Source organism: Paenibacillus litoralis (genome assembly GCF_046244365.1).
Lineage (GTDB): Bacteria > Bacillota > Bacilli > Paenibacillales > NBRC-103111 > Paenibacillus_V.
This window is the reverse complement of sequence record NZ_CP176395.1, coordinates 5846937-5866542: the sequence shown is the minus strand read 5'-3', so window position 1 is coordinate 5866542 and position 19606 is coordinate 5846937. Positions and strand designations below refer to the sequence as shown.

11 protein-coding genes are annotated in these 19606 nt (G+C 55.2%); 10 read left to right on the top strand and 1 reads right to left on the bottom strand.

The features are described from left to right. Positions 1-60: 60 nt before the first annotated feature. Together ACKGJP_RS24910 and ACKGJP_RS24905 are read left to right on the top strand one after the other, a co-directional pair. Positions 61-1074, top strand: a complete 1014-nt coding sequence (locus ACKGJP_RS24910; RefSeq protein ID WP_409341485.1) for an SGNH/GDSL hydrolase family protein — start codon at positions 61-63, stop codon at positions 1072-1074. An 808-nt stretch (positions 1075-1882) separates the two neighbouring features. Beyond that, positions 1883-4123 (top strand): LTA synthase family protein, encoded by a 2241-nt coding sequence (locus ACKGJP_RS24905; protein WP_409341484.1) that lies wholly within the window; start codon positions 1883-1885, stop codon positions 4121-4123. Positions 4124-4764: 641 nt separating this feature from the next. Here ACKGJP_RS24905 and ACKGJP_RS24900 read toward each other — a convergent pair. Then, on the bottom strand, positions 4765-6693 hold the full coding sequence (locus tag ACKGJP_RS24900) for an ABC transporter ATP-binding protein (RefSeq protein ID WP_409341483.1): 1929 nt from the start codon (positions 6691-6693) through the stop codon (positions 4765-4767). 475 nt (positions 6694-7168) lie between these two features. Between ACKGJP_RS24900 and ACKGJP_RS24895 the strand changes: the two genes are divergently transcribed. The 8 genes from ACKGJP_RS24895 to ACKGJP_RS24860 all read left to right on the top strand — a co-directional run bounded on the left by ACKGJP_RS24895 (position 7169) and on the right by ACKGJP_RS24860 (position 19593). After that, positions 7169-10369 carry an alpha-mannosidase gene (locus tag ACKGJP_RS24895; protein WP_409341482.1) on the top strand — a complete coding sequence of 1067 codons (3201 nt, stop codon included), beginning with the start codon at positions 7169-7171 and terminating at the stop codon, positions 10367-10369. Positions 10370-10451: 82 nt separating this feature from the next. Further along, positions 10452-11531, top strand: coding sequence for a bifunctional heptose 7-phosphate kinase/heptose 1-phosphate adenyltransferase (locus ACKGJP_RS24890; RefSeq protein ID WP_409341481.1), 1080 nt, complete (start codon positions 10452-10454; stop codon positions 11529-11531). Positions 11532-11575: 44 nt separating this feature from the next. Next, entirely contained in the window at positions 11576-12490 is a 915-nt protein-coding gene (locus ACKGJP_RS24885; protein ID WP_409341480.1) for a dihydrodipicolinate synthase family protein, read from the top strand. Positions 12491-12610: 120 nt separating this feature from the next. Further along, on the top strand, positions 12611-15589 hold the full coding sequence (locus ACKGJP_RS24880; protein WP_409341479.1) for an extracellular solute-binding protein: 2979 nt from the start codon (positions 12611-12613) through the stop codon (positions 15587-15589). Next, on the top strand, positions 15586-16536 hold the full coding sequence (locus tag ACKGJP_RS24875; protein WP_409341478.1) for a carbohydrate ABC transporter permease: 951 nt from the start codon (positions 15586-15588) through the stop codon (positions 16534-16536). The genes ACKGJP_RS24880 and ACKGJP_RS24875 overlap by 4 nt, the downstream gene beginning before the upstream one ends. Beyond that, complete coding sequence (locus tag ACKGJP_RS24870; RefSeq protein WP_409341477.1) at positions 16536-17417, top strand: carbohydrate ABC transporter permease; 882 nt, start codon at positions 16536-16538, stop codon at positions 17415-17417. The genes ACKGJP_RS24875 and ACKGJP_RS24870 overlap by 1 nt, the downstream gene beginning before the upstream one ends. Positions 17418-17491: 74 nt before the next feature. Then, positions 17492-18982 (top strand): hypothetical protein, encoded by a 1491-nt coding sequence (locus ACKGJP_RS24865; protein ID WP_409341476.1) that lies wholly within the window; start codon positions 17492-17494, stop codon positions 18980-18982. Continuing rightward, positions 18979-19593, top strand: coding sequence for a YIP1 family protein (locus tag ACKGJP_RS24860; protein WP_409341475.1), 615 nt, complete (start codon positions 18979-18981; stop codon positions 19591-19593). Before ACKGJP_RS24865 ends, ACKGJP_RS24860 begins: the two co-directional genes overlap by 4 nt. Positions 19594-19606 lie beyond the last annotated feature (13 nt).

The window sequence follows — 19606 nt, the reverse complement described above, 5'->3', positions numbered from 1 at the left end:
GTTACAGAAAATGGTTACTCTGGACGGTAGTCAACTATATTGTGAGATGGAGTGAATAGCTTGAAAGCTTACGAGCTAGTGCTGCCCCCTCGGATTCCCGCGGAAACAGGCAGCGAGATCAATATCTACTTCGATAACCTGATCGCGGGCAATGCCGATCGATACGATTTTGCAGCCGTTTGCGAGATTGGCCGGCATTTGAATGAACGTTGGACAGCCGTACCGGATAAGCCGGGAGATTACAATCTGCGAATAGAGGTTCACGACGATCACGGCGTTCGTTTGAGTGCGGCGGACACGGTAATTCATGTCCGTGACAAGCAAGAATCCAGACATGCCAAGCGTATTTTGTTTATCGGCGACAGCATTACCGGAGCGGGCCGCTATACGCAGGAGCTGCTGCAGCTGTTTGCTCGGGATGACATGCCGTATTCGTTAGCCGGTGCACGGGGCTCCTATCCGAATGTACACGAAGGGCGTGGCGGATGGACGGTCAGCAGGTTTTTTATCGATCAGGAAAGTCCTTTCGTGACGGACGGCGCTTTTTCATTCAAGCATTATATCAATACCCATAACATCGATCGTGTCACGGACGTAGGTGTTTTTCTGGGCATTAATGATATCTTTCATCCTACGGCCGATCATGAGGCCGAGAGTATCATCGATCGGCATTTTGCCATGCTTGAAGCTATGTTTGAGGATATTCGCCGTTTCGATTCTGTTATTCATATCCATTTGATAATGCCGATTCCTCCATCGCGGTTTCAGGATAGCTTTGGGTACAACTACGGGGCGGGGCAAACAAGGAAGAGATTTAAGCGCAATTTGCTTTTGTGGAATGCAGCCATCCTTAAACGATTCTCTCAACGTGCCGGAGAAGGGATAACGCTCATTCCTGCGTATGTGAATCTGGATACGGTACACAGTATGGAAACCTCTGAGGAAGCGGTCAATTCTCGAAATTCCAGCCCCGTCATCAGGCAGAGCAACGGTGTGCATCCGGCAGAAGCGGGTTATTTACAGATTGCGGATATTATCTATTACGGATTGAAAAATCAAGCAGAGCGTAAATAAGGCGATCATCATCCCCTCCATGAGTGCGGTATCGCTCTGGGCACCGGCAGAAACAAAACATGGTCAGTGCTGCTTGTATCAGCCGCAGGGAGAACGAGGAAATCCTGCAAAGCAAGTACAGTCTTTTTTCCATCTATGTTGTAATACTAAGACCTGACGGTTTACGTCAGGTTTTTTTCTGGTTTAATCAGAAGAGAGCGGCGCTGGGTCAGCATTCGGGTAACTTGCCGGAAAGAGGCTTCGATCAATCCTCAGCTATAGATTCGTACTCCAACTGTATGATATAGATTTCGTGAGAATCTGGTTGATAGAAAGAAAAAAGTATATTGAGGACATAGGAAAAGGAAGCTATCAACCGGACCGGAGCCAGTCGCCGTCCGGTTTTTTTTGTTGTATGTCAAAGAGTGGTCCGCCTGTTGAAAAGACTAGAGCGCTTGGCTGACGATCAGGCGCGTTTTTTTGGCAAACGGCAACTGACCGAGCGCAGGGCGAGATAGCGGACTTTCAAGTTCTTATTGCCCGGCGAGTCGCCCCGTCCGGAGCTTTAGCGGATTTCGTGGGCGTTATTTCGTCGTTTTCGTCGCGGTTCTGCTCCCAACCGGCCAAATAAGTCCGCGAAATGGGAAGCCCAACAAAAGGACTGTCCGATGATTATTCGGACGGTCTTTTTTTATTTTCACACACATTAATTGAAAATATGTAAATTTAAGTAATAATTAAACGATTTCTAATCTGAAATTAAAATTCGGTTTTTATAATGATTTTAAGTATTTGTAAATGCGCTTGGAATAGGAGGTTATAAAGCAAGATGCTAAGCAGAAAAGCGATTCAGCTTCGAATATCCGCTTATACGGCGGCCAGCCGGTCCAGAACCTATGTTGCCGCTTTCCTTATTTTGACCGCGGCGTCGGTGCTTCTGGCCATCGGCGTTGAATGTATTCAACGGGGATCCGTCTCAAGCGTAGTCGACTGGGCTTCCGCCAACACGTCGTCCTTTTATATGAATGTCATTTTCGATTTCCTTATCTTGCTGTTCGTATACTGCCTCTTAGGCTCCCTGATGGTCAGCGTGTCCGTAACGACGCTGCTCTTGCTGGTCGCATCCTTAATCAGCTATTACAAAATCAAGCTGATCGGCGAGCCGTTCATGCCTTGGGACATTCTTCTGAAGAAGGAAGGCATGAACATATTGCCGCTCGTTGCGCAGACATCGGCATATTATCGGCTGGGAGCGGTCGTTGCCGTCGCGCTGGCGTGCCTCGCCCTTCGGCTGATCGTGCCTAGACTGTCGCTGCCGCTGGCGCACCGGGCCATGCTCGGGCTTTTCGCCTGTTTCCTGTTGTTCTCGTTATCCTACAAGCCGGCATTGACAGGAAATCTGCAAGCCCGCATGGGCATTCAGGATATCAATTGGAATCAGTCGCAGAATTACGAGGTGAACGGCGTTACGCTCGCCTTTGCCATGAACGTCAAAAATGCGATCGTACCGAAGCCGCAAGGCTACAGCCAAAGCCGCATGGAAGAAATCGCAGCCGGACTGATTGCGAATCCCGAGACTTCCTCGCCAGCCGGCGCCGCCGTTCTGAGTAAAGATAGGCCGAACGTTATTTTCGTCATGAACGAGTCGTTCTGGGATCCGACACTTCTTCCCGGGGTAACCTTCAGCGAGGACCCTTTGCCGACGGTGCACGCGCTTCAGAAGTCCGCTACATCCGGTTCCTTGCTGTCCCCGCAATTCGGTGGAGGCACGAGCAACGTGGAATTCGAGGTGCTGACCGGCAATTCGATGAGCAACCTGCCATCCGGCTCTATGCCGTATCAGCAATACATCAGCAGGCCCACGCCAAGCCTTGCGGGCTTCTTCGGTACCCAAGGCTATAAGAGCATGGCTATTCACTCTTACGAAGGCTGGTTCTGGAACCGGAATACGGTATATAAGCAGCTCGGCTTTCAAAGCTTTATGAGCAAGGAGTTTTTCACCAATCCGGAATATAAAGGCGGCTTCATTGCGGATGACGAAGTGTCGAGAGCGATCATCGGCCAGGTGGAGCAGTCGGAGCAGCCGATGTTTATTTATGCCGTTACGATGCAGAACCACGGCCCTTACGAATCCTGGCGCTATGACGGCAAGCCGATCAAGGCCGAGGGCAATTTGACGGATGCCGCGCGCGACGAGCTGGAAACCTACGTTCAAGGCGCGCGGGATGCGGATGCAAGCCTGAAAATGCTGATCGATCATTTTACCGCTCTGGAGGAGCCTACCATGATCGTGTTCTATGGCGATCATTTGCCGATGCTTGGCTACGATTACGACGTGTACCGGCAGGCGGGCTTCGTCGGTTCGGGCAACTCGGCGGAATGGTCACTGGAGGAATTGAAGAAGATGCACAGCACGCCGCTCGTCGTTTGGTCCAACTATGAGCAAGCGCAGGAGAAGGAGAGCTTGCCGGTTATCAGCAGCTCGTTCCTCGGCTCTTACGTCTTAAACCGGCTGCAGATGGAAATGCCGCCGATCTTCGCGTTCGACTATCAATTGTACGGCAAAACGCCGGGATTGCTTAAGGGGCTTGTCGTGGATTCGAACTACGGGCTTACCGCCGCGCCGGAGGAATCGCTTCGGGAGGATTTGCTGCATTACCAAGAGCTCCAGTACGATACGCTGTTCGGGAAGCAGTATGTGCAGCAGCTTACCGGGTTGGATTTGATCGCCGCCTACCCGTTGTCGGATTTCAACAGTGAGTTTACGGATGTTCGGATTAGCGGAGTGGAAATGTACGAAGCGGACTCCGAGCAGCTCGTGCTGAAAATCAAGGGCAAAAACTTTTTCGACGGGGTGTATGCCATTGTGAACGGAGTCCAGCTGACGCCTTCGAACATATCCGCGGATACGCTCGTCATCGAGGTCCCAAAGGAACTGACGGACAAGAAATTCAGCTTGACCTTTCAAGTCCGGCAAATCAATACGAAGAACATTCCGCTCGCGGAATCCAACGTGCTGGAAATTCCGCTCGACGAGCTGACCGGTCCGTCTTCGGCGGAGAAATATTAGATGGCGTTAACGGCAGAAAGCCCCGGGATCATGTGGAGGCCCGTGAGACTTTTCGCTTGACGGCTGTGCAACAGGGTCAAAAGGATTCTTCCTGTTGGCATGCAGAACGTCAGTGCCTTATTCCCAGCGGTAGGCCTGTTTATCGGCGTTTGGCGGAACTAGAGCTCCTTATTTGCGTAAAATGGGGTGATTTTCAAAACAAATTGTCCTAATAGCGCAACGTAGTTCCGCACTGTCCCGAAATCCAAAGAGAAACCGGCAAATAGCGCACTTTCGTTCCGTCCAACGGAATAGAAGGAGTAAACAGCCCCCCTTGACTCTAATCGAGGCCGCTGAAAAAGTTCCTTGATGCTAGAAAAGGTACTGTCCCTCAAGAAAACGGAGGAGACGGTACTTTTTTTCTGTAGCACAGGACAGGCACGGGGATGATGCAGCTGCATCCTCGCGTCTAGTAGGCACGGAACTCCAAGGAACTATGGCCATGTTCTCGGTTAATTTAATGCGAATATACCCCAAACCAATAGGCCTTTTTAAATAGATGAAAAGACGACCCTCAACCCCAAAAATGGGACAGAAGGTCGTTTTTATTATGCGTTCCTCTTAGCGAATCCCGGCTTGCTCCTGGTTTACGAACGGATGCGTCAGGAAATCGAGCGGACCGGCAAGCCTTCCGGACGCATCGCTTTCAGCTGCTTCTCGTAGAGCTCACGGTACAGTCCTTCCTGCAGCAGCAGCTGTTCGTGCGTTCCCCACTCGGCGATGCGGCCGTTGTCCATGACCAAAATCAAATCGGCCCGTACGACGGTGGCGAGACGATGGGCGATAACGAAGGTCGTGCGGTTCTGCATCAGATGGTCGAGCGCCTCGGTGACGATCGCCTCGGATTCCGCGTCAAGCGCCGACGTCGCTTCGTCCAAAATGAGAATTTTCGGATCTTTGAGCAGCGCTCGGGCGATAGCCAGACGCTGCTTTTGTCCGCCCGAAAGCCGCAGGCCGCGTTCGCCGAGCACGGTTTCGTAGCCTTTTTCCCACTTGACGATAAAATCGTGCGCATTCGCCGCAATGGCCGCCTGAACGACCTCTTCCATCGTTGCCTCTGGACGCCCGTAAACGATATTGTCGAAGACGGTGCCCGAGAATAAAATATTGTCCTGCAGCACGACGGCGATCTGTTTGCGGAGCTCGTGAATGTCGTATTCTTGAATGTTTTTGCCGTCCAAGTACAAGGTGCCGCGGTCGGCGTCATAGAAGCGGGGGATGAAATTGATCAGCGTCGATTTCCCCGATCCGCTCGGACCGACCAGGGCGACCACCTGGCCCGGCTTGGCGTGAAAGCTGATATGCTTGAGCGCGGTGCGTTTCTCGACGACCGTCGGCAGAGGCGGCGATTTCGTTTTGGGCGGCAGCCAGTAAAAAGCTTTGGGCGGCCTTTGCCGTTCGACAAGGTCGGGATCGTAACCGGTTTTATCGTTGCGCGGGACGGGCAGCTCGGTTTCGTAGCTGAAGGAAACGTTTTTGAACCGGATGTCGCCCCCGCACGCGCTCAGCGGCAGCGGATTGTCCGTATTTTGGACCTCCGGAGCCGTGTCGAGCAGCTCGAAAATGCGTTCGATGTTCGTCAGCGCATTTTGAATCGTTACGTTAACGTCGGCGAAACGCTGAATCGGGCCGTACAGCTGCCCCAAATAAGCATGGAAAGCGACAAGGGCGCCGATCGTCAGATGACCGTTCAGCACGAGCGTCCCGCCGATGGCCCAGGTGATAAGCGTGCCGGAATACCCGACGAACTCGCTGATCCGGCCGAGCGTATTCGATAAAAACTGCGCAGCCAGCGAATGATGGATGTGACGCTTGGCTTGTTTGTCGAACCGTTCCAGCTCCGATTGCTCTCCATTGAACGACTGCACGATTTTCATGGCGGAAATGCGTTCGACCAGAACGCCGGATATCCGCTCCATTTGCCGCTGAACGGCCCGGGATGCATAGCGGATTCGGATATTCAGATTCGTGAAGGTCAAATAGTAGATGGGCAATATCCAAAGCGACAGCAAGGCGAGCTTCCAGTTCAGCGAAAACATGAAAACGGCGGCGAACACGATCATCATCATATCGAAAACGATGTTGATAACGGTCGTACCCACCAGGTTTTGGGCGCCGTTCACGTCATTGATCACCCTGGACAAAATGCCGCCGACCTGCTGATTGTCGTAAAACCGCTGCGACAGCTTCTGGATGTGCTCGTACAATTGCCTCCGTATGCCGGCAACCATTCGGCTTCCCAAACGGGCGGTCAGATGGTTGCGGATGAAGGTGACGACGACGCTCATTGCATATATGGAGCCGAAGATGACAAGAACCCGCTTCAGCGTCCACCCGGATTCGGATTGCCCGAGCACGTCGTCGATCAAAATCTTCGTCAGCCAGGGAGTGGCCAAAGGGACGACGAACTGCAGCAGGCCGAGCCCGATAATGGCAAACAAATAATGGCGGTAAGGCTTTACGAACTGCAGGTAGCGCCTGATGAGTTTTTTTCTCTTCATCCCATCTTCCTGGCTTTCTTGCTTGGTCATGAATGTTCCTCCCCGCGATTGCAAATCCGTTTGGAAGCCGGCCGGTTAGCAGAGCATGATGCTGAGCATCCAACTTTTCCCTCTTTTTTCCCCATTCTATATGGCGATTGCGTTGTTGTTAAGAATGGTATTTTCGGGCAATAGCGCATTATGACGGGTGCATGCCGAATCAATCCTCCGTTTGCTCGATTTTTCATTGAATTTCTTACTATTTCATAGAGCAGGTCCGCGATCGTCCAGGGCGGAATCCGCAGCGCGCGGACAGCTGAGGCAGGAAGGACCGGCCGAAGCAGGCAGGACAGGGGAGCAAGCTCCGAAAAAACATCTTTACAAAAACTTTAGTTATCTTTATGATTAAATTAACTTAAAATGGAACATGAAGCAAGCTCTTCTTTTACGGAGTTTGTAAATCCGCACGCTGGACGCAGATCCTGCCCTCGGCAGATGCTTCGGAAGTGCTCAATAGGAGGGGCATATGCTCTTAACATTCGACAAGCTGTGGAAACGAATCGCGCAATTGGAAAAATACCGTTACGTAGATCTTCGCGAGCTGCCCTCTTACCGGCTGTGGATCGACCGGGAAGCGGAGATCGGAGGGATGCCTCCCGAGCATGCCGAATGGGAAACCCTGTCGGTCGGCGACAGGTGGAGAGGATACGATCTGACGGCATGGCTGAGCGTTCAAGCGGAAATTCCGCGCGAATGGTCCGGAAGAACGGTTCTCGGTTTGTTCGACTTCGGGAAAACCGGCGCCGGGCACAATTCGGGCTTCGAATCCTTGCTCTATGTGAACGGCGAGCCTTATCAGGGCGTCGGCAGCAATCATAAGGAAGTCTTCTTCCCGGAATCGTTCGCCGGACAAAAGATAGACCTGCTGTTCAAAGTATGGAGCGGCCTGAACGGCGAGGAAGGGACGAAGACCGAGCTGGAGCACCTCCTCGCGATGTCCGCGCTCGCCGTTCTCGAAACGGAAACCGACGATTTGTACTATTCGGCGCTGGCCGTCGCGCAAACGATCAAGGTATTGGGCGAGAACAGCTGGGAGAAGCAAGCATTAATGAAAGCGCTTGATCGCGCGATCGTATTGCTCGACTGGCGCGTTCCCGGCGACGAAGCCTTCTACGCAAGCGTGCGGGAAGCGAACCGGAAGCTGAAGGAAGAGCTGGACGCTTTGCCTAAATTCCAGCCGGTCACCGTCCGCTGCATCGGCCATACGCATATCGACGTCGCTTGGCTGTGGCGGCTAAGACATACCCGGGAGAAAGCGGCAAGATCATTCTCGACGGTTCTCCGTCTCATGGAGCAATTTCCCGAATACGTCTTCCTGCAGACGCAGCCGCAGCTTTACGAATATATCGAGCATGATTACCCGGATATTTTCGCCAAGATCAAAGAACGGGTGCAAGAGGGACGATGGGAAGCCGGCGGCGCCATGTGGCTCGAATCGGATTGCAACATTCCTTCCGGCGAATCGCTCGTCCGCCAATTGCTTTACGGCATGCGGTATTTCGAGAAATCGTTCGGCGTCAGCTGCGAATATTTGTGGCTGCCCGACGTGTTCGGCTATAGCTGGGCGCTGCCGCAAATTTTGCAGAAGAGCGGATTGCGCCATTTCATGACGACGAAAATCAGCTGGAACGTATACAACCGGTTCCCGCACGACACCTTCCACTGGCGCGGCATCGACGGCACGGAAATTTTGACGCACTATATTACGACGCCGGATCCGGACCTGCCGGACGGCACGTTCACGCGCTTCTATACGTACAACGGGCAGGTCGTACCGGCTACGCTGGCAGGGATCTGGAACAATTACCGCAACAAGGAGATCAACGACTCCGAGCTGCTGCTGTCGTACGGCTGGGGAGACGGCGGCGGCGGTCCGACCCGGACGATGCTGGAAATGCGCAGGCGGCTCGAAAATATGCCGGGCTTGCCGAAAGCGACGACAGGGCGTGCGGACGAATTTTTCCGCAAGCTGGAAGAGACCGTATCCGCGACGGACCGGTACGTGCATCGCTGGGACGGCGAACTGTACCTGGAGCTCCACCGCGGCACTTACACATCGCAAGGCTATGTGAAGAAGATGAACCGGCATATGGAGTTTCTTCTGCGGGACGCAGAGATCGCTTCGATCTTCGGCAGCCCGCTGGCGGGCTACGCCACTTACCCCCAGGACCGGCTGTACGAGAGCTGGAAGATCGTGCTGCGCAATCAGTTCCACGATATATTGCCGGGCTCCTCGATAACGGCCGTGTACGAGGATTGCCGCACGGAATATGCGGAAGCGGAAGGGCTGGCGCAGTCCGCGCTGACGGACGGCTTGACCCGGCTCGCATCGCTGGTCGACGCTGACGGGCCGGGCTGGCTCGTATTCAATTCGCTGCCATGGACCCGCAGCGAGCTCGTCCAGCTCCCGTGGGAAGCCCGCTTCACGGGCAAACGGTGGCGGGATGCGGCGGGCAATGTCCTGCAGGCCGAACGCGTCAGCGGTTTGGCGGACGGCGACAGGCTGCAAATTCTGGCGACGGGCATTCCGTCGATGGGGTTTACGACCATACGGATGGAGGACGACGACGGCGCTTCTGCGCCCGCCGTCACGGCCATCGTTTTCGGAGAGCGCAGCGCGTCCACGCCTTTCTACGAAATCGCGTGGAACGAGGCCGGGCAAATAACCAGGCTGTACGACAAGCGATCCGGACGCGAGATCATTGCCGAAGGGGAAACGGCCAACCGTTTCGATGTGCACGAGGATAAGCCGGTCAACCATGACAACTGGGAAATCGACATTTTCTATTACGAGAAAGTGCGGCATGTTACGGATCTTCGCTCGATGGAGGTCGTCGAGACCGGACCGCTGCGGGCTGTCGTCAGCTTTGCATGGGGGTATGGGAATACGGAAATCCGTCAGGACATGATCCTCTATGCACACGATCCGCGCATCGATTTCTCCACTTGGGTCGATTGGCAGGAGCGGGAAACGCTGCTGAAGGTTGCCTTCCCGGTGCGCGTCCGGGCGACGGCGGCTACGTACGAAATTCAATTCGGCCACGTGCAGCGCCCGACGCATTGGAATACGAGCTGGGATTACGCAAGGTTCGAAACTTGCGCCCACAAATGGGTGGATTTGTCCGAGCGGGGCTGCGGCGTCAGCCTGATGAACGACTGCAAGTACGGCCACGACATCCGGGACAACGTCATGCGGATTACGCTGCTCAAGTCCTCCAACAAGCCGGATCCCGAATGCGACAAGGGCGAGCACAGGTTTACGTACGCGCTGCTCCCGCATGAAGGCGATTGGTTTGCGGCAGGAACCGCGGAACAGGCTCATCGCCTCAACGCGCCCGTCAGAACGGCGGCATTGTCCGAGTCGGCGGATCCGGCATCCGGCTCGCTTCCGGCGGCTCTGAGCATGATCGGCGTAAGCGGCGATCATGTGATGATCGATACGGTCAAGAAAGCGGAAGATTCCGACGACTGGATCGTTCGCTGCTACGAGTACGCCGGCAAGCGGGGGGGAGTTTCGTTCGCCGTCCACTACAGCGTCGCCAAGGTGGAAGAGGTCAATTTGGCGGAACGCGAAGCGGTGCTCATGCCGCATGACGAGCATGCCTTCCAAGCATTCTTTAAACCGTTCGAACTGAAAACGTTTCGGATCGCGATAAGCGGCAAGTAGCTGAGCGATGGACTTTTGGAACGTCCTATAGAAATTGACCGCCGGATGCGGATGACAAAAGCTGGAAGGGAGAGGCCATTCGATGAAGGAAGAAGTGCTGAATTTATCTTCCGTTCCACAATATAACGGATTGATCCGCGGCAGAGTAATGGAAATTCTGGACCGCATCGGGAAATTAAGAGTCGGCGTACTGGGCGACGGATGTCTGGATATATACTGGCATGCGGACATGAGGGTCAGCGAGCTGTCGCGGGAGACGCCGCATTATAATTTGCCGGTCGTGAGAGAGGTTTTCTCTCCCGGCGCGGCCGGCAATGTAGCGGCCAATTTCAAGGAGCTGGGCAGCGGAAAAGTGAGCTTCTGCACCGCAGTAGGCAGCGATTGGCGGGGCATGCTGCTTAAGGAATCGCTCCGCGAACTCGGCATCGACGATTCGTTCATCGTGACGGATACGGAGCGCGTAACCCCTGCTTATTGCAAAACGATTTTGCACGGCCTCGAGGATGTGCAGCAGGAAGCTCCGCGCATCGATTTTATTAATACGGACGCTCCGTTCGAGCTGCTGCAGAGGCGGCTGGTCGCCCAGTTGGACCTGATGGCCGCGAATGTGGACGTCATCAGCACGACCGACCAGCTGAAGAGCGGGGTGATCGGCCCCGCTTTGCGCGAACGGCTGCGTTACTGGGCATCCCAAGGCAAGCGGATCGTCGTCGACAGCCGGGATAACATCGGCAAGTACAAAGGGGTTATCGTGAAGCCGAACGAGCTGGAGACGCTCCGGTGGAGCTACGGAAGCCTGAAATACCCTCAGCCGTCGGACAATGAAATCATCAAAGCCGGCTTTCAGCTTGCCAAATTCGCGGAGGCGCCGTGCTGTGTCACATTAGGCGAAAAAGGAGCGCTCTGGTTCGAAAACGGGCAGGTCACGCTCGTGCCGACGATGGCGGTCATGCCGCCCATCGATATCGTTGGGGCCGGCGACTCGTTTACGGCGGCGTTCCTCGCGGCGCTTGGCGCAGGAAGCACCGGGCCGGAAGCGGCGGCGTTCGCGCATCTGGCCGCGGCGGTATCCGTCCGCAAGCTCGGAAGGGCGGGAACGGCTTCGCCGCAGGAAATCTTGCACCGGTTTGACGAGAATGCATCGCTGCAGCAAACGTCTTGAGCCGTGCGAAGCGGAACGAATAATAACGATTGGGAGATGATGACGTGTCAAACCGGGCATCTGCAGGGCCTGCGGATCGGTTTAAGGGCATATATGCGTTACTGCTTACTCCGTTTCAGCTAAATAAAGAAATCGACTGGGAAGCCTACGACCGGTATGTCGAATGGCAGCTATCCCATTCTCCTCACGGCTTGTTCGCGGTTTGCGGAAGCAGCGAGATGGAATATCTGACGCTGCAGGAACGGCTTACGCTTGCCGAACGCGCGGTACGGCTTGCGGGAAGTACGCCCGTTATCGCAACCGGGAATGTGCAGAGCGACCCTGCCGAGCATGCGGAAGAATTGCAGCGCATGGCGGAAACCGGCGTTTCGGGCATCGTGCTGATCCCGCAGGGCAGCATGGGCGAAGATCAGAACCGGCTGGAGGATTATTTCGCCCGCTTGGCCGATCTGTCGCCTCTCCCGGTCTTTCTGTACGAATGTCCCCTTGCCTCGCCGCGGTTCGTCGATCCGGATGTATACGGCCGGCTTGTTTCGCAGCACGGGATAGTCGGTATCAAAGACACGACCTGCACGGCTGAAGGCATTCGATCCAAAATTGAAAGCGCTACCGAAAGTTTGGTGTTTCAAGCTAACATGTCCTTTCTGCTCGAAGCTCTGCATAGCGGCGCGCAAGGAATTATGGCTACGACATCCGCCGCCGCCGCCGACGTTGCGCTGGCGTTGTGGAGCGAGGCGGCAAACGGGAAACGGGAAGCGGCGGAAACGCTGCACGAGCTGCTCGTCTTCCTCGACGGCGTTCTCGGCAAAGGATATCCCGCTACGGCCAAGCATCTGGCGAAGCTACGCGGCATTCCGATGAACGAGCTAACGCGCAAAGGGAAAAGCATGAACGACTCCGCCAGACAAGGAATCGCCGTATGGAAAAGAGCGGCAGACCGCACGCTGGCGGCGCTATAGGACGGAGGCGCGACAGCAAGCTGGTAAAATTAACAAATGATTAACATGCATTCGCACTGCCCTTGCACTATAATTTAATCATTAAGAAATTACCCACGTCGGTTCGTTGGGGGGAGATACATGCTTAAGTTGCTTCGCAAGTACACGGTATCGATCATTACCGGTGTGCTGCTCGTATCGGCCTTTATCTGGTGGAACAATGCACGGGGCTATGACGACACGGCCATGGCCGGCATACCGGAATACGACAATGTGGACCAGAGCTCTATCATTGCCGGAACCGGTATCGGTGCCAGGCAGGAAATCGCTTACTCCGCTTACTACAAACAAACGAGCGGCAAAGAGGCGCAAGATACCAAGGGGATCCGGATCGCCGTTCCGGGAGCCGGCTTTAAAGCGGCAGGCGGATCAGGCGCTTCCAAACGCAGCGACCCGGAAGGGCTTAAAGGCGAAGTGCTTGCCTTAACCGGAGAAGGCGATTGGGCGGAATACGAGATCGATATCGAAAGCGCCGGGTACTATCAGATGGGTATCGCCTATTATGCGCTCGAAGGCAAAGGGGCTTCTATCCAAAGGAGCGTGCAAATCGACGGCGCTTATCCGTTCTCTCAGTCCAAAAGAATGGTGTTCCCGAGAATGTGGAAGGAAGCCGGTACGACCTGGTTCGATAACATGGGCAACGAGTTTAATCCGAAGCAGGAAGAGGTTGCCGGATGGCAGTTCCGCGAGTTTCGCGATCCGGAAGCGCGCACGGCCGAGCCGTTCCGCTTCTATTTGACCAAGGGCAAGCACACGATTCGCCTCGGCTATATTCGAGAACCGGCTGCCATAGGCGAACTCAGAATTTTCTCCCCCGTCAGTCCGCCAACCTATCAGGAGCTGTTAAAGACGTATAAGGACAAAGGATATAAGGAAGTCCGCGATACGTACATCAAGGTGCAGGCGGAAGAGGCCGCTCTGAAATCCGAAGCTACGCTGCGCAGGGTCGATGAGCGCGATCCGGCTACCGAACCGTTCGATAGAAGCGCCGTCCGGATGAATACGATCGGGGGTGGGGCGTGGCGCGACGGCAGCCAGTGGATCGAATGGGAATTCGAAGTGCCCGAATCCGGACTGTATAACATAGGTGCCCGGTACTTGGCGAAGTGGCTGAATCAGGTTCCGGTGCAGCGGACGATATACCTCGACGGCTCCATTCCGTTCCGTGAAATGAACAGCGCCGATTTCCCGTTCGACGGGGGTTGGCAGGTCGGAGGGCTCGGCAGCAAGGAAGGCGATCCGTACTTATTTTATCTGGATAAAGGCAAGCATCGTCTGCGCATGGAGGTGCAGGTCGGTCAGCTCGGCTCCATCTTCGAATTGATTCAGGACGTTTCCGGCAAAATGTCGTTTTTGAGCCGCGAGGTCATCATGATTACGGGCACGAACCCGGATCCGAACCGCGAATGGGAATTGGAGAACAACATTCCGAATCTCGTGCCCAGACTGCATTTGATGGCGCGCGATCTGGACGATGCCATACAGCGCATATACGGCCTTGGCGTCAAGAAAGGAAGCACCGAGCTTGCATCCATCCTGATGGCCCGCGACCTGCTGATCGATTTGGCCGGCAAGACCGATACCATTCCGAAACGGATCGACAGCTTTTCCACGACGCAGACTTCGCTCAGCTCCTGGATCACCTCGATGAACAAGCAGAAGCTGCAGCTCGACTATCTGGTCGTCAAGTCGCCCGACCGGAACTGGCCGGATGCGAACGCCGCTTTCATGACGAAGCTGGGAATCGGCGTATACGATTTCTTCACTTCCTTTACGAAGGATTACCGGAAAATCGGTTCCACCCGCGAGGATGACGGCAATACGCTGAAGGTTTGGGTAGCCCGCGGCCGCGATTGGGTGCAAATCATTAAACAGATGACGGACGCCGATTTTACGGCCCAGACGGGCATCAACGTCGAGGTCAACATCATTCCCGCCGGTTCCATGAACTTGTTCATGCTGGCGATGTCTTCGGGCAAAGGGCCCGACGTCGCCCTGGGCGTCGACGCGAACATTCCGAACAATTTCGCGCTGCGTGGCGGACTGGTCGATCTGAACGCGTTTCCCGACTATAAGCAAGTCGCGGAGCGCTTCCGGCCCGGCGCGCTCGTGCCGTACCGGTTCCAAGGAGGCAATTACGCGCTCCCCGAGAATCAGAATTTCAACATGATGTTTTACCGCAAAGACATTATGGAGGAGCTTGGCATCAAGAAAATTCCCGAGACGTGGCAGGAAGTGATGGATATCATTCCGAAGCTGCAGCAGAACGGGATGGATTTCTACTACCCGCACGATACGGATGGGTCTGCGGCCCAGTTTGCTCCGTTCCTGTTCCAGCGCGGCGGCGAGTTTTACCGCGACAACGGCGTCTCCGGCTTGGATACGCCCGAAGCGCTCGCCGCGATGAAGATGTGGACCGGCATGTACACGAATTACAAGATCAGCAAGGAATCGAGCTTCTATAACCGGTTCCGCACCGGGGAAATGCCGATCGGCGTAGCCGATTACCAGACGTACATGCAGCTGTCGACCGCCGCTCCCGAATTGACGGGCTGGTGGGAAATGCGGCCGATACCGGGCATTCGCCGCAGCGACGGCATCATCGACCGTTCGGTCGGCGGAGCCGCGCAAACCGGAGTCATTTTCAGCACGACGAAGAAGCAGGACGACGCTTGGGAATTTCTGAAGTGGTGGACCAGCCCGGCCGTGCAGGAACGATTCGGCAGCGAGCTTGAGGCGATTATCGGCGCCGAAGCCCGGTGGAATACGGCTAACGTGGAAGCGCTCCAAAACCTGCCGTGGCCGAAGGCGGACATCGATGCCATTCTCGAGCAATGGGATTGGTTCAAGGAACGGGAAATTGTTCCCGGCGATTACTACACGTCGCGGTATATCAACAACATTTGGAACGAGATCGTATTGAACGGCAAAAACACGCGGGAAGCGCTGGAGGACGGCGTGAAGGAAATCAACAAGGAAATCCGTAAAAAACGCGACGAATTCGGTTTGGACGACGAACCGGCCAAGACGACGAACGGAAAGGGAGGTGACGGCGGGTGAGTGAAGCAGCCCTTGATTCGCAAACCGCGAAGAAGGTCATAGCCGACAAGAAGGAGGGCTTATGGGCCCGTTTGGTCAGCCACCGCACCTCCTTTCTGTTCCTGGCGCCGTTCTTCCTGCTGTTTCTCGTTTTTACGGTGATTCCGGTATTAACCGCCGCGGGATTAAGCTTGACGTACTACAACATTTTGGAACCGCCGCGGTGGGTCGGTCTGGAAAACTACAAGCAGCTGTTCCTGGAGGACGACATCTTCCTGAAGGCGATCGGCAACACCCTTACGTTCGCCGTCTTTACCGGCCCACTCGGCTATTGCATGTCGTTCATTCTGGCTTGGCTCATCAGCAACATTCCGCAAAAATACCGTTTCTTCTTTACGCTGTGCTTCTATACGCCGGCAATTGCCAGCTCGGTTGCCATGTCCGTCGTCTGGCTGTACCTGTTCTCGGGCGACCGCTACGGGCTGATCAACCACTGGCTGATCAAAATAGGCGTTTTCGACGAACCGTGGCTGTGGCTGCAGGATGTGAAGACGATCATGCCCGTCATCATTCTCGTTTCCTTATGGACCAGTATGGGCACCGGATTTCTGGCGTTTCTCGCCGGGCTGTCCAACGTCCCGACCGACTTGTACGAAGCGGGAGTCATCGACGGGGTCAGGTACCGCTGGCAGGAGCTATGGTATATCACGCTCCCTTCCATCAAGCCGCAGCTGCTGTTCGGCGCGGTGCTCACCATCGTCTCTTCGCTGCAGGTGTACGACATCGCCATGTCGCTCGCCGGCTTCCCCAGCACCTTATATGCCGGCCATACGATTATGACCCATCTGTACGACTATGCGTTCGTCCGCTTCGAAATGGGATACGCCGCGGCGATCGCCGTCGTGCTGTTCCTGCTGATGGTGGGGCTTAACCGGATCATCTTCAATTTACTTGGGGAAAGGGATTGATGGACGTGGCCAGTCGCTCTTCACTTATTAACGGGGGCCGTTTCGATTGGAGCGGGTCGATCCTCTACGCTTTTCTGACCGTTTTCGGTCTGCTTATGCTGATGCCGCTCGTCTATTTGGCGGTGACCGCGTTTAAGCCGGTGTCGGAGCTCTTCTTGTTTCCGCCGCGGTTTATCGTCATCAACCCGACCTTGCAAAACTTCAAGGAACTGCTGTTTGCGGCGACGAGCTCCGTCGTTCCGTTCTCCAGATATATTTTCAACAGCGTCGTCGTTTCGCTCTGCGTCGTGACGCTCGGCATTCTGATCAGCACGATGGCGGCTTATCCGCTCAGCAAGCACAAGAAGCTGCCGTTTCGCAAACAAATGTTCAGCATGATCATTCTGGCGCTTATGTTCGCACCGCAGGTGACGCAAATTCCGCAATACATCGTCGTATCCAAAATGGGGCTGATGGATTCCTATTTCGCGCTTGTTCTGCCGATGCTCGCTTCGCCCATGGGACTGTTTCTGATGAAGCAATTTCTCGATCAGATCCCGGATGCCCTGCTGGAAGCGGCCCGTATCGACGGAGCAGGCGAGTGGCGCACCTACTTCAGAATTGTGATTCCGCTGCTGCAGCCGGCCATCGCGACGCTCATGCTGCTTAATTTCATCGCGGCGTGGAACGATCCGTGGGCTTCGACGGTCTATGCGACAACGGACCAGATGAAAACGCTGCCGTTCGCCATCAATACGATCAGCGGAGGCTACGGCGTGGTCGCCCGCGTAGGCGCCTTGGCGGCGGCCAGCTTCCTGATGGTCATTCCGACGCTAGTCATGTTTATCATCACGCAGCGCCGGGTGCTCGAGACGATGGCGCATTCCGGGATCAAAGCATAGCCCGCTTCACTTCGCGAAGCCAGCGCTTACGGAGGAACGCTTCGCTTCGGCGGAGCTCTATAGGGGGGAGTCCAGTGAGAGTTCACATACGCATCGCGTTCGTGTTCCTGGCGGCGATCGTCCTGCTGCTTGCGGAGGCGCCGCCTGCAGAGGCCCGCAGTCCATACGACGGGTATACGTACAATAACAAATTCGACCCGGTCGCCTCGCTGAACGGTTACGCCTATATGGATTCGATCGACGGGTTCGACAACGAAGCCGGTCCGTTCAACAAGCCTCAGGATCTGTACGTCGCATCCGACGATACGATCTATGTCGCCGATACCGGAAACAACCGGATCGTGCATATGGATGCGAACAAACGAGTGCTCGGCATATACGGCACTAAGGACGGGGACGGGAAGCTGAACGGGCCGAAGGGCGTATTCGCCTCGGAAGACGGAACCGTCTATGTGGCCGATACCAAAAACAGCAGAATTGCGGTATTCGACCGCACCGGGCGGTTCGTCAAAGATTTCCGCGATCCCAAAAGCCCGCTGCTGGGCGAGAAGTTCCTGTATTTGCCGTCCAAAGTGATCGTCGATAAACGCGGCTACTTGTCCATCGTCTGCGACGGCTTGTATCAAGGCTTGCTGCAGCTCGATCCGAATGGGGAATTCGCGGGACTGTTCGGAGGCAATCACGTGGAATTCAGCGTGACCCGCATCCTGACCAACCTGATCGCAACCAAGGAGCAGAAGGCGCAGATGTCGGGCGACAAGCCGCCGGAGTTCTCCAATCTGTACCAGGATGCCGAAGGGTTTATTTATACGACGACGCTCGGCACGGAGACCCTTCAGGTCAAGCGTTTGAGCGCCGTCGGCGTCGACACGCTGAATGCGCAAGAATCCGCGAGCGGCCGCTACGGGGACTACCGGATGAAGATCGTGAACGAAAAGCGCAAATATAACTCCTTCGTCGACGTGAGCGTCGATAGCCAAGGATTCATCACGGCGCTCGATAAGATTACCGGCAGGGCGTTCCAATACGACAGCCTCGGCAATCTGCTGTTCGCCTTCGGCGGTCTTGGCGCCCAGAACGGGCTGATGCTTACGCCGTCGAGCATAGCGCAGACGTCGGACGGCATCGTCTATATCGCCGACGAGACAAGAAACCGGATCGACCGTTTTCGCGTCACTGCGTTCGGCGAGCTCGTGCACAAAGCGTCCGTCCTGTATGCGGACGGCCGCTACGAAGAGTCGCAGCAGCCGTGGGCGCAGGTGCTGCGGCTGAACAGCAACTACAATTTGGCCTACTTGGCCATCGGCAAATCGCTGAGCAAGCAGGAGAAATATTCCGAAGCGATGACGTACTTCAAACAAGCGAGAGCTTATGACGAGTATTCGGACGCCTTCCTTGAGCAGCGCAAAATCTTTCTTCGCGAGCACTTTATCGAATCCGTCCTCGTGCTGATAGCTGTCGGCGTTCTCCTCAGGATTGTGATCGGGTGGCGGCGGCGCAAACGCATGCTGTTCATGAAGAGGCAATTGTCGGCTGTACGCGCGGAAGGAGGGGAAATCCCATGAGCACATGGAAAATGGCCGGCAAGGTTCTCGCGCACCCGATCGATTTTTATTACGATCTCCAAGAGCCGGGCCGCGCCCGGTACCGCGATGCCGCTTTCATAATGGCGCTGGCCGTTGCGGTTCGGATTTTGTCTTTGTCGCTTTCGGGGATCTTGTTCCAGCGGAGAGAAGCCTATGAAATTTCCTTCATTACCGAAGCGTCCTCGATCCTCATCCTCTGGCTCACCTGGACAGTCGCCAACTGGGGAATCAGCACGATTCAGGAGGGAGAAGGAAAGTTCAAGGAGCTATTGGTCGGCGGCGCCTTCGCTTTGACGCCTTACATCGTCATGACGCTGCCGCTCTCCCTGCTGACGAACGTACTGACCCTGCAGGAAATGCCCGTTTATGTATTCATCAGCGGGTTCGTATTCCTCTGGGTGGCGTTTCTGCTCATTATGAAAGTGAAAATTTTGCATGACTTCAACTTGTATAAATTGCTGGGGATTCTGCTGCTGACCATCGTCGGCATGCTGATCATCTGGTTTGTCCTTATTCTGTTCTATGGGCTGGTCAATCAGGCGTTCCACTTTGTAACCGGTTTGATTACGGAAATCCGATTCCGAATGTAGAGGGGGGGAGCGC

What these genes read in the sequence shown, in the direction of transcription:
- ACKGJP_RS24905 (WP_409341484.1), top strand. Translation starts at nt 1,883, where the DNA reads ATGCTAAGCAGAAAAGCGATTCAGCTTCGAATATCCGCTTATACGGCG.
- ACKGJP_RS24900 (WP_409341483.1), bottom strand. Translation starts at nt 6,693, where the DNA reads ATGACCAAGCAAGAAAGCCAGGAAGATGGGATGAAGAGAAAAAAACTC.
- ACKGJP_RS24895 (WP_409341482.1), top strand. Translation starts at nt 7,169, where the DNA reads ATGCTCTTAACATTCGACAAGCTGTGGAAACGAATCGCGCAATTGGAA.
- ACKGJP_RS24890 (WP_409341481.1), top strand. Translation starts at nt 10,452, where the DNA reads ATGAAGGAAGAAGTGCTGAATTTATCTTCCGTTCCACAATATAACGGA.
- ACKGJP_RS24880 (WP_409341479.1), top strand. Translation starts at nt 12,611, where the DNA reads ATGCTTAAGTTGCTTCGCAAGTACACGGTATCGATCATTACCGGTGTG.
- ACKGJP_RS24870 (WP_409341477.1), top strand. Translation starts at nt 16,536, where the DNA reads ATGGACGTGGCCAGTCGCTCTTCACTTATTAACGGGGGCCGTTTCGAT.
- ACKGJP_RS24860 (WP_409341475.1), top strand. Translation starts at nt 18,979, where the DNA reads ATGAGCACATGGAAAATGGCCGGCAAGGTTCTCGCGCACCCGATCGAT.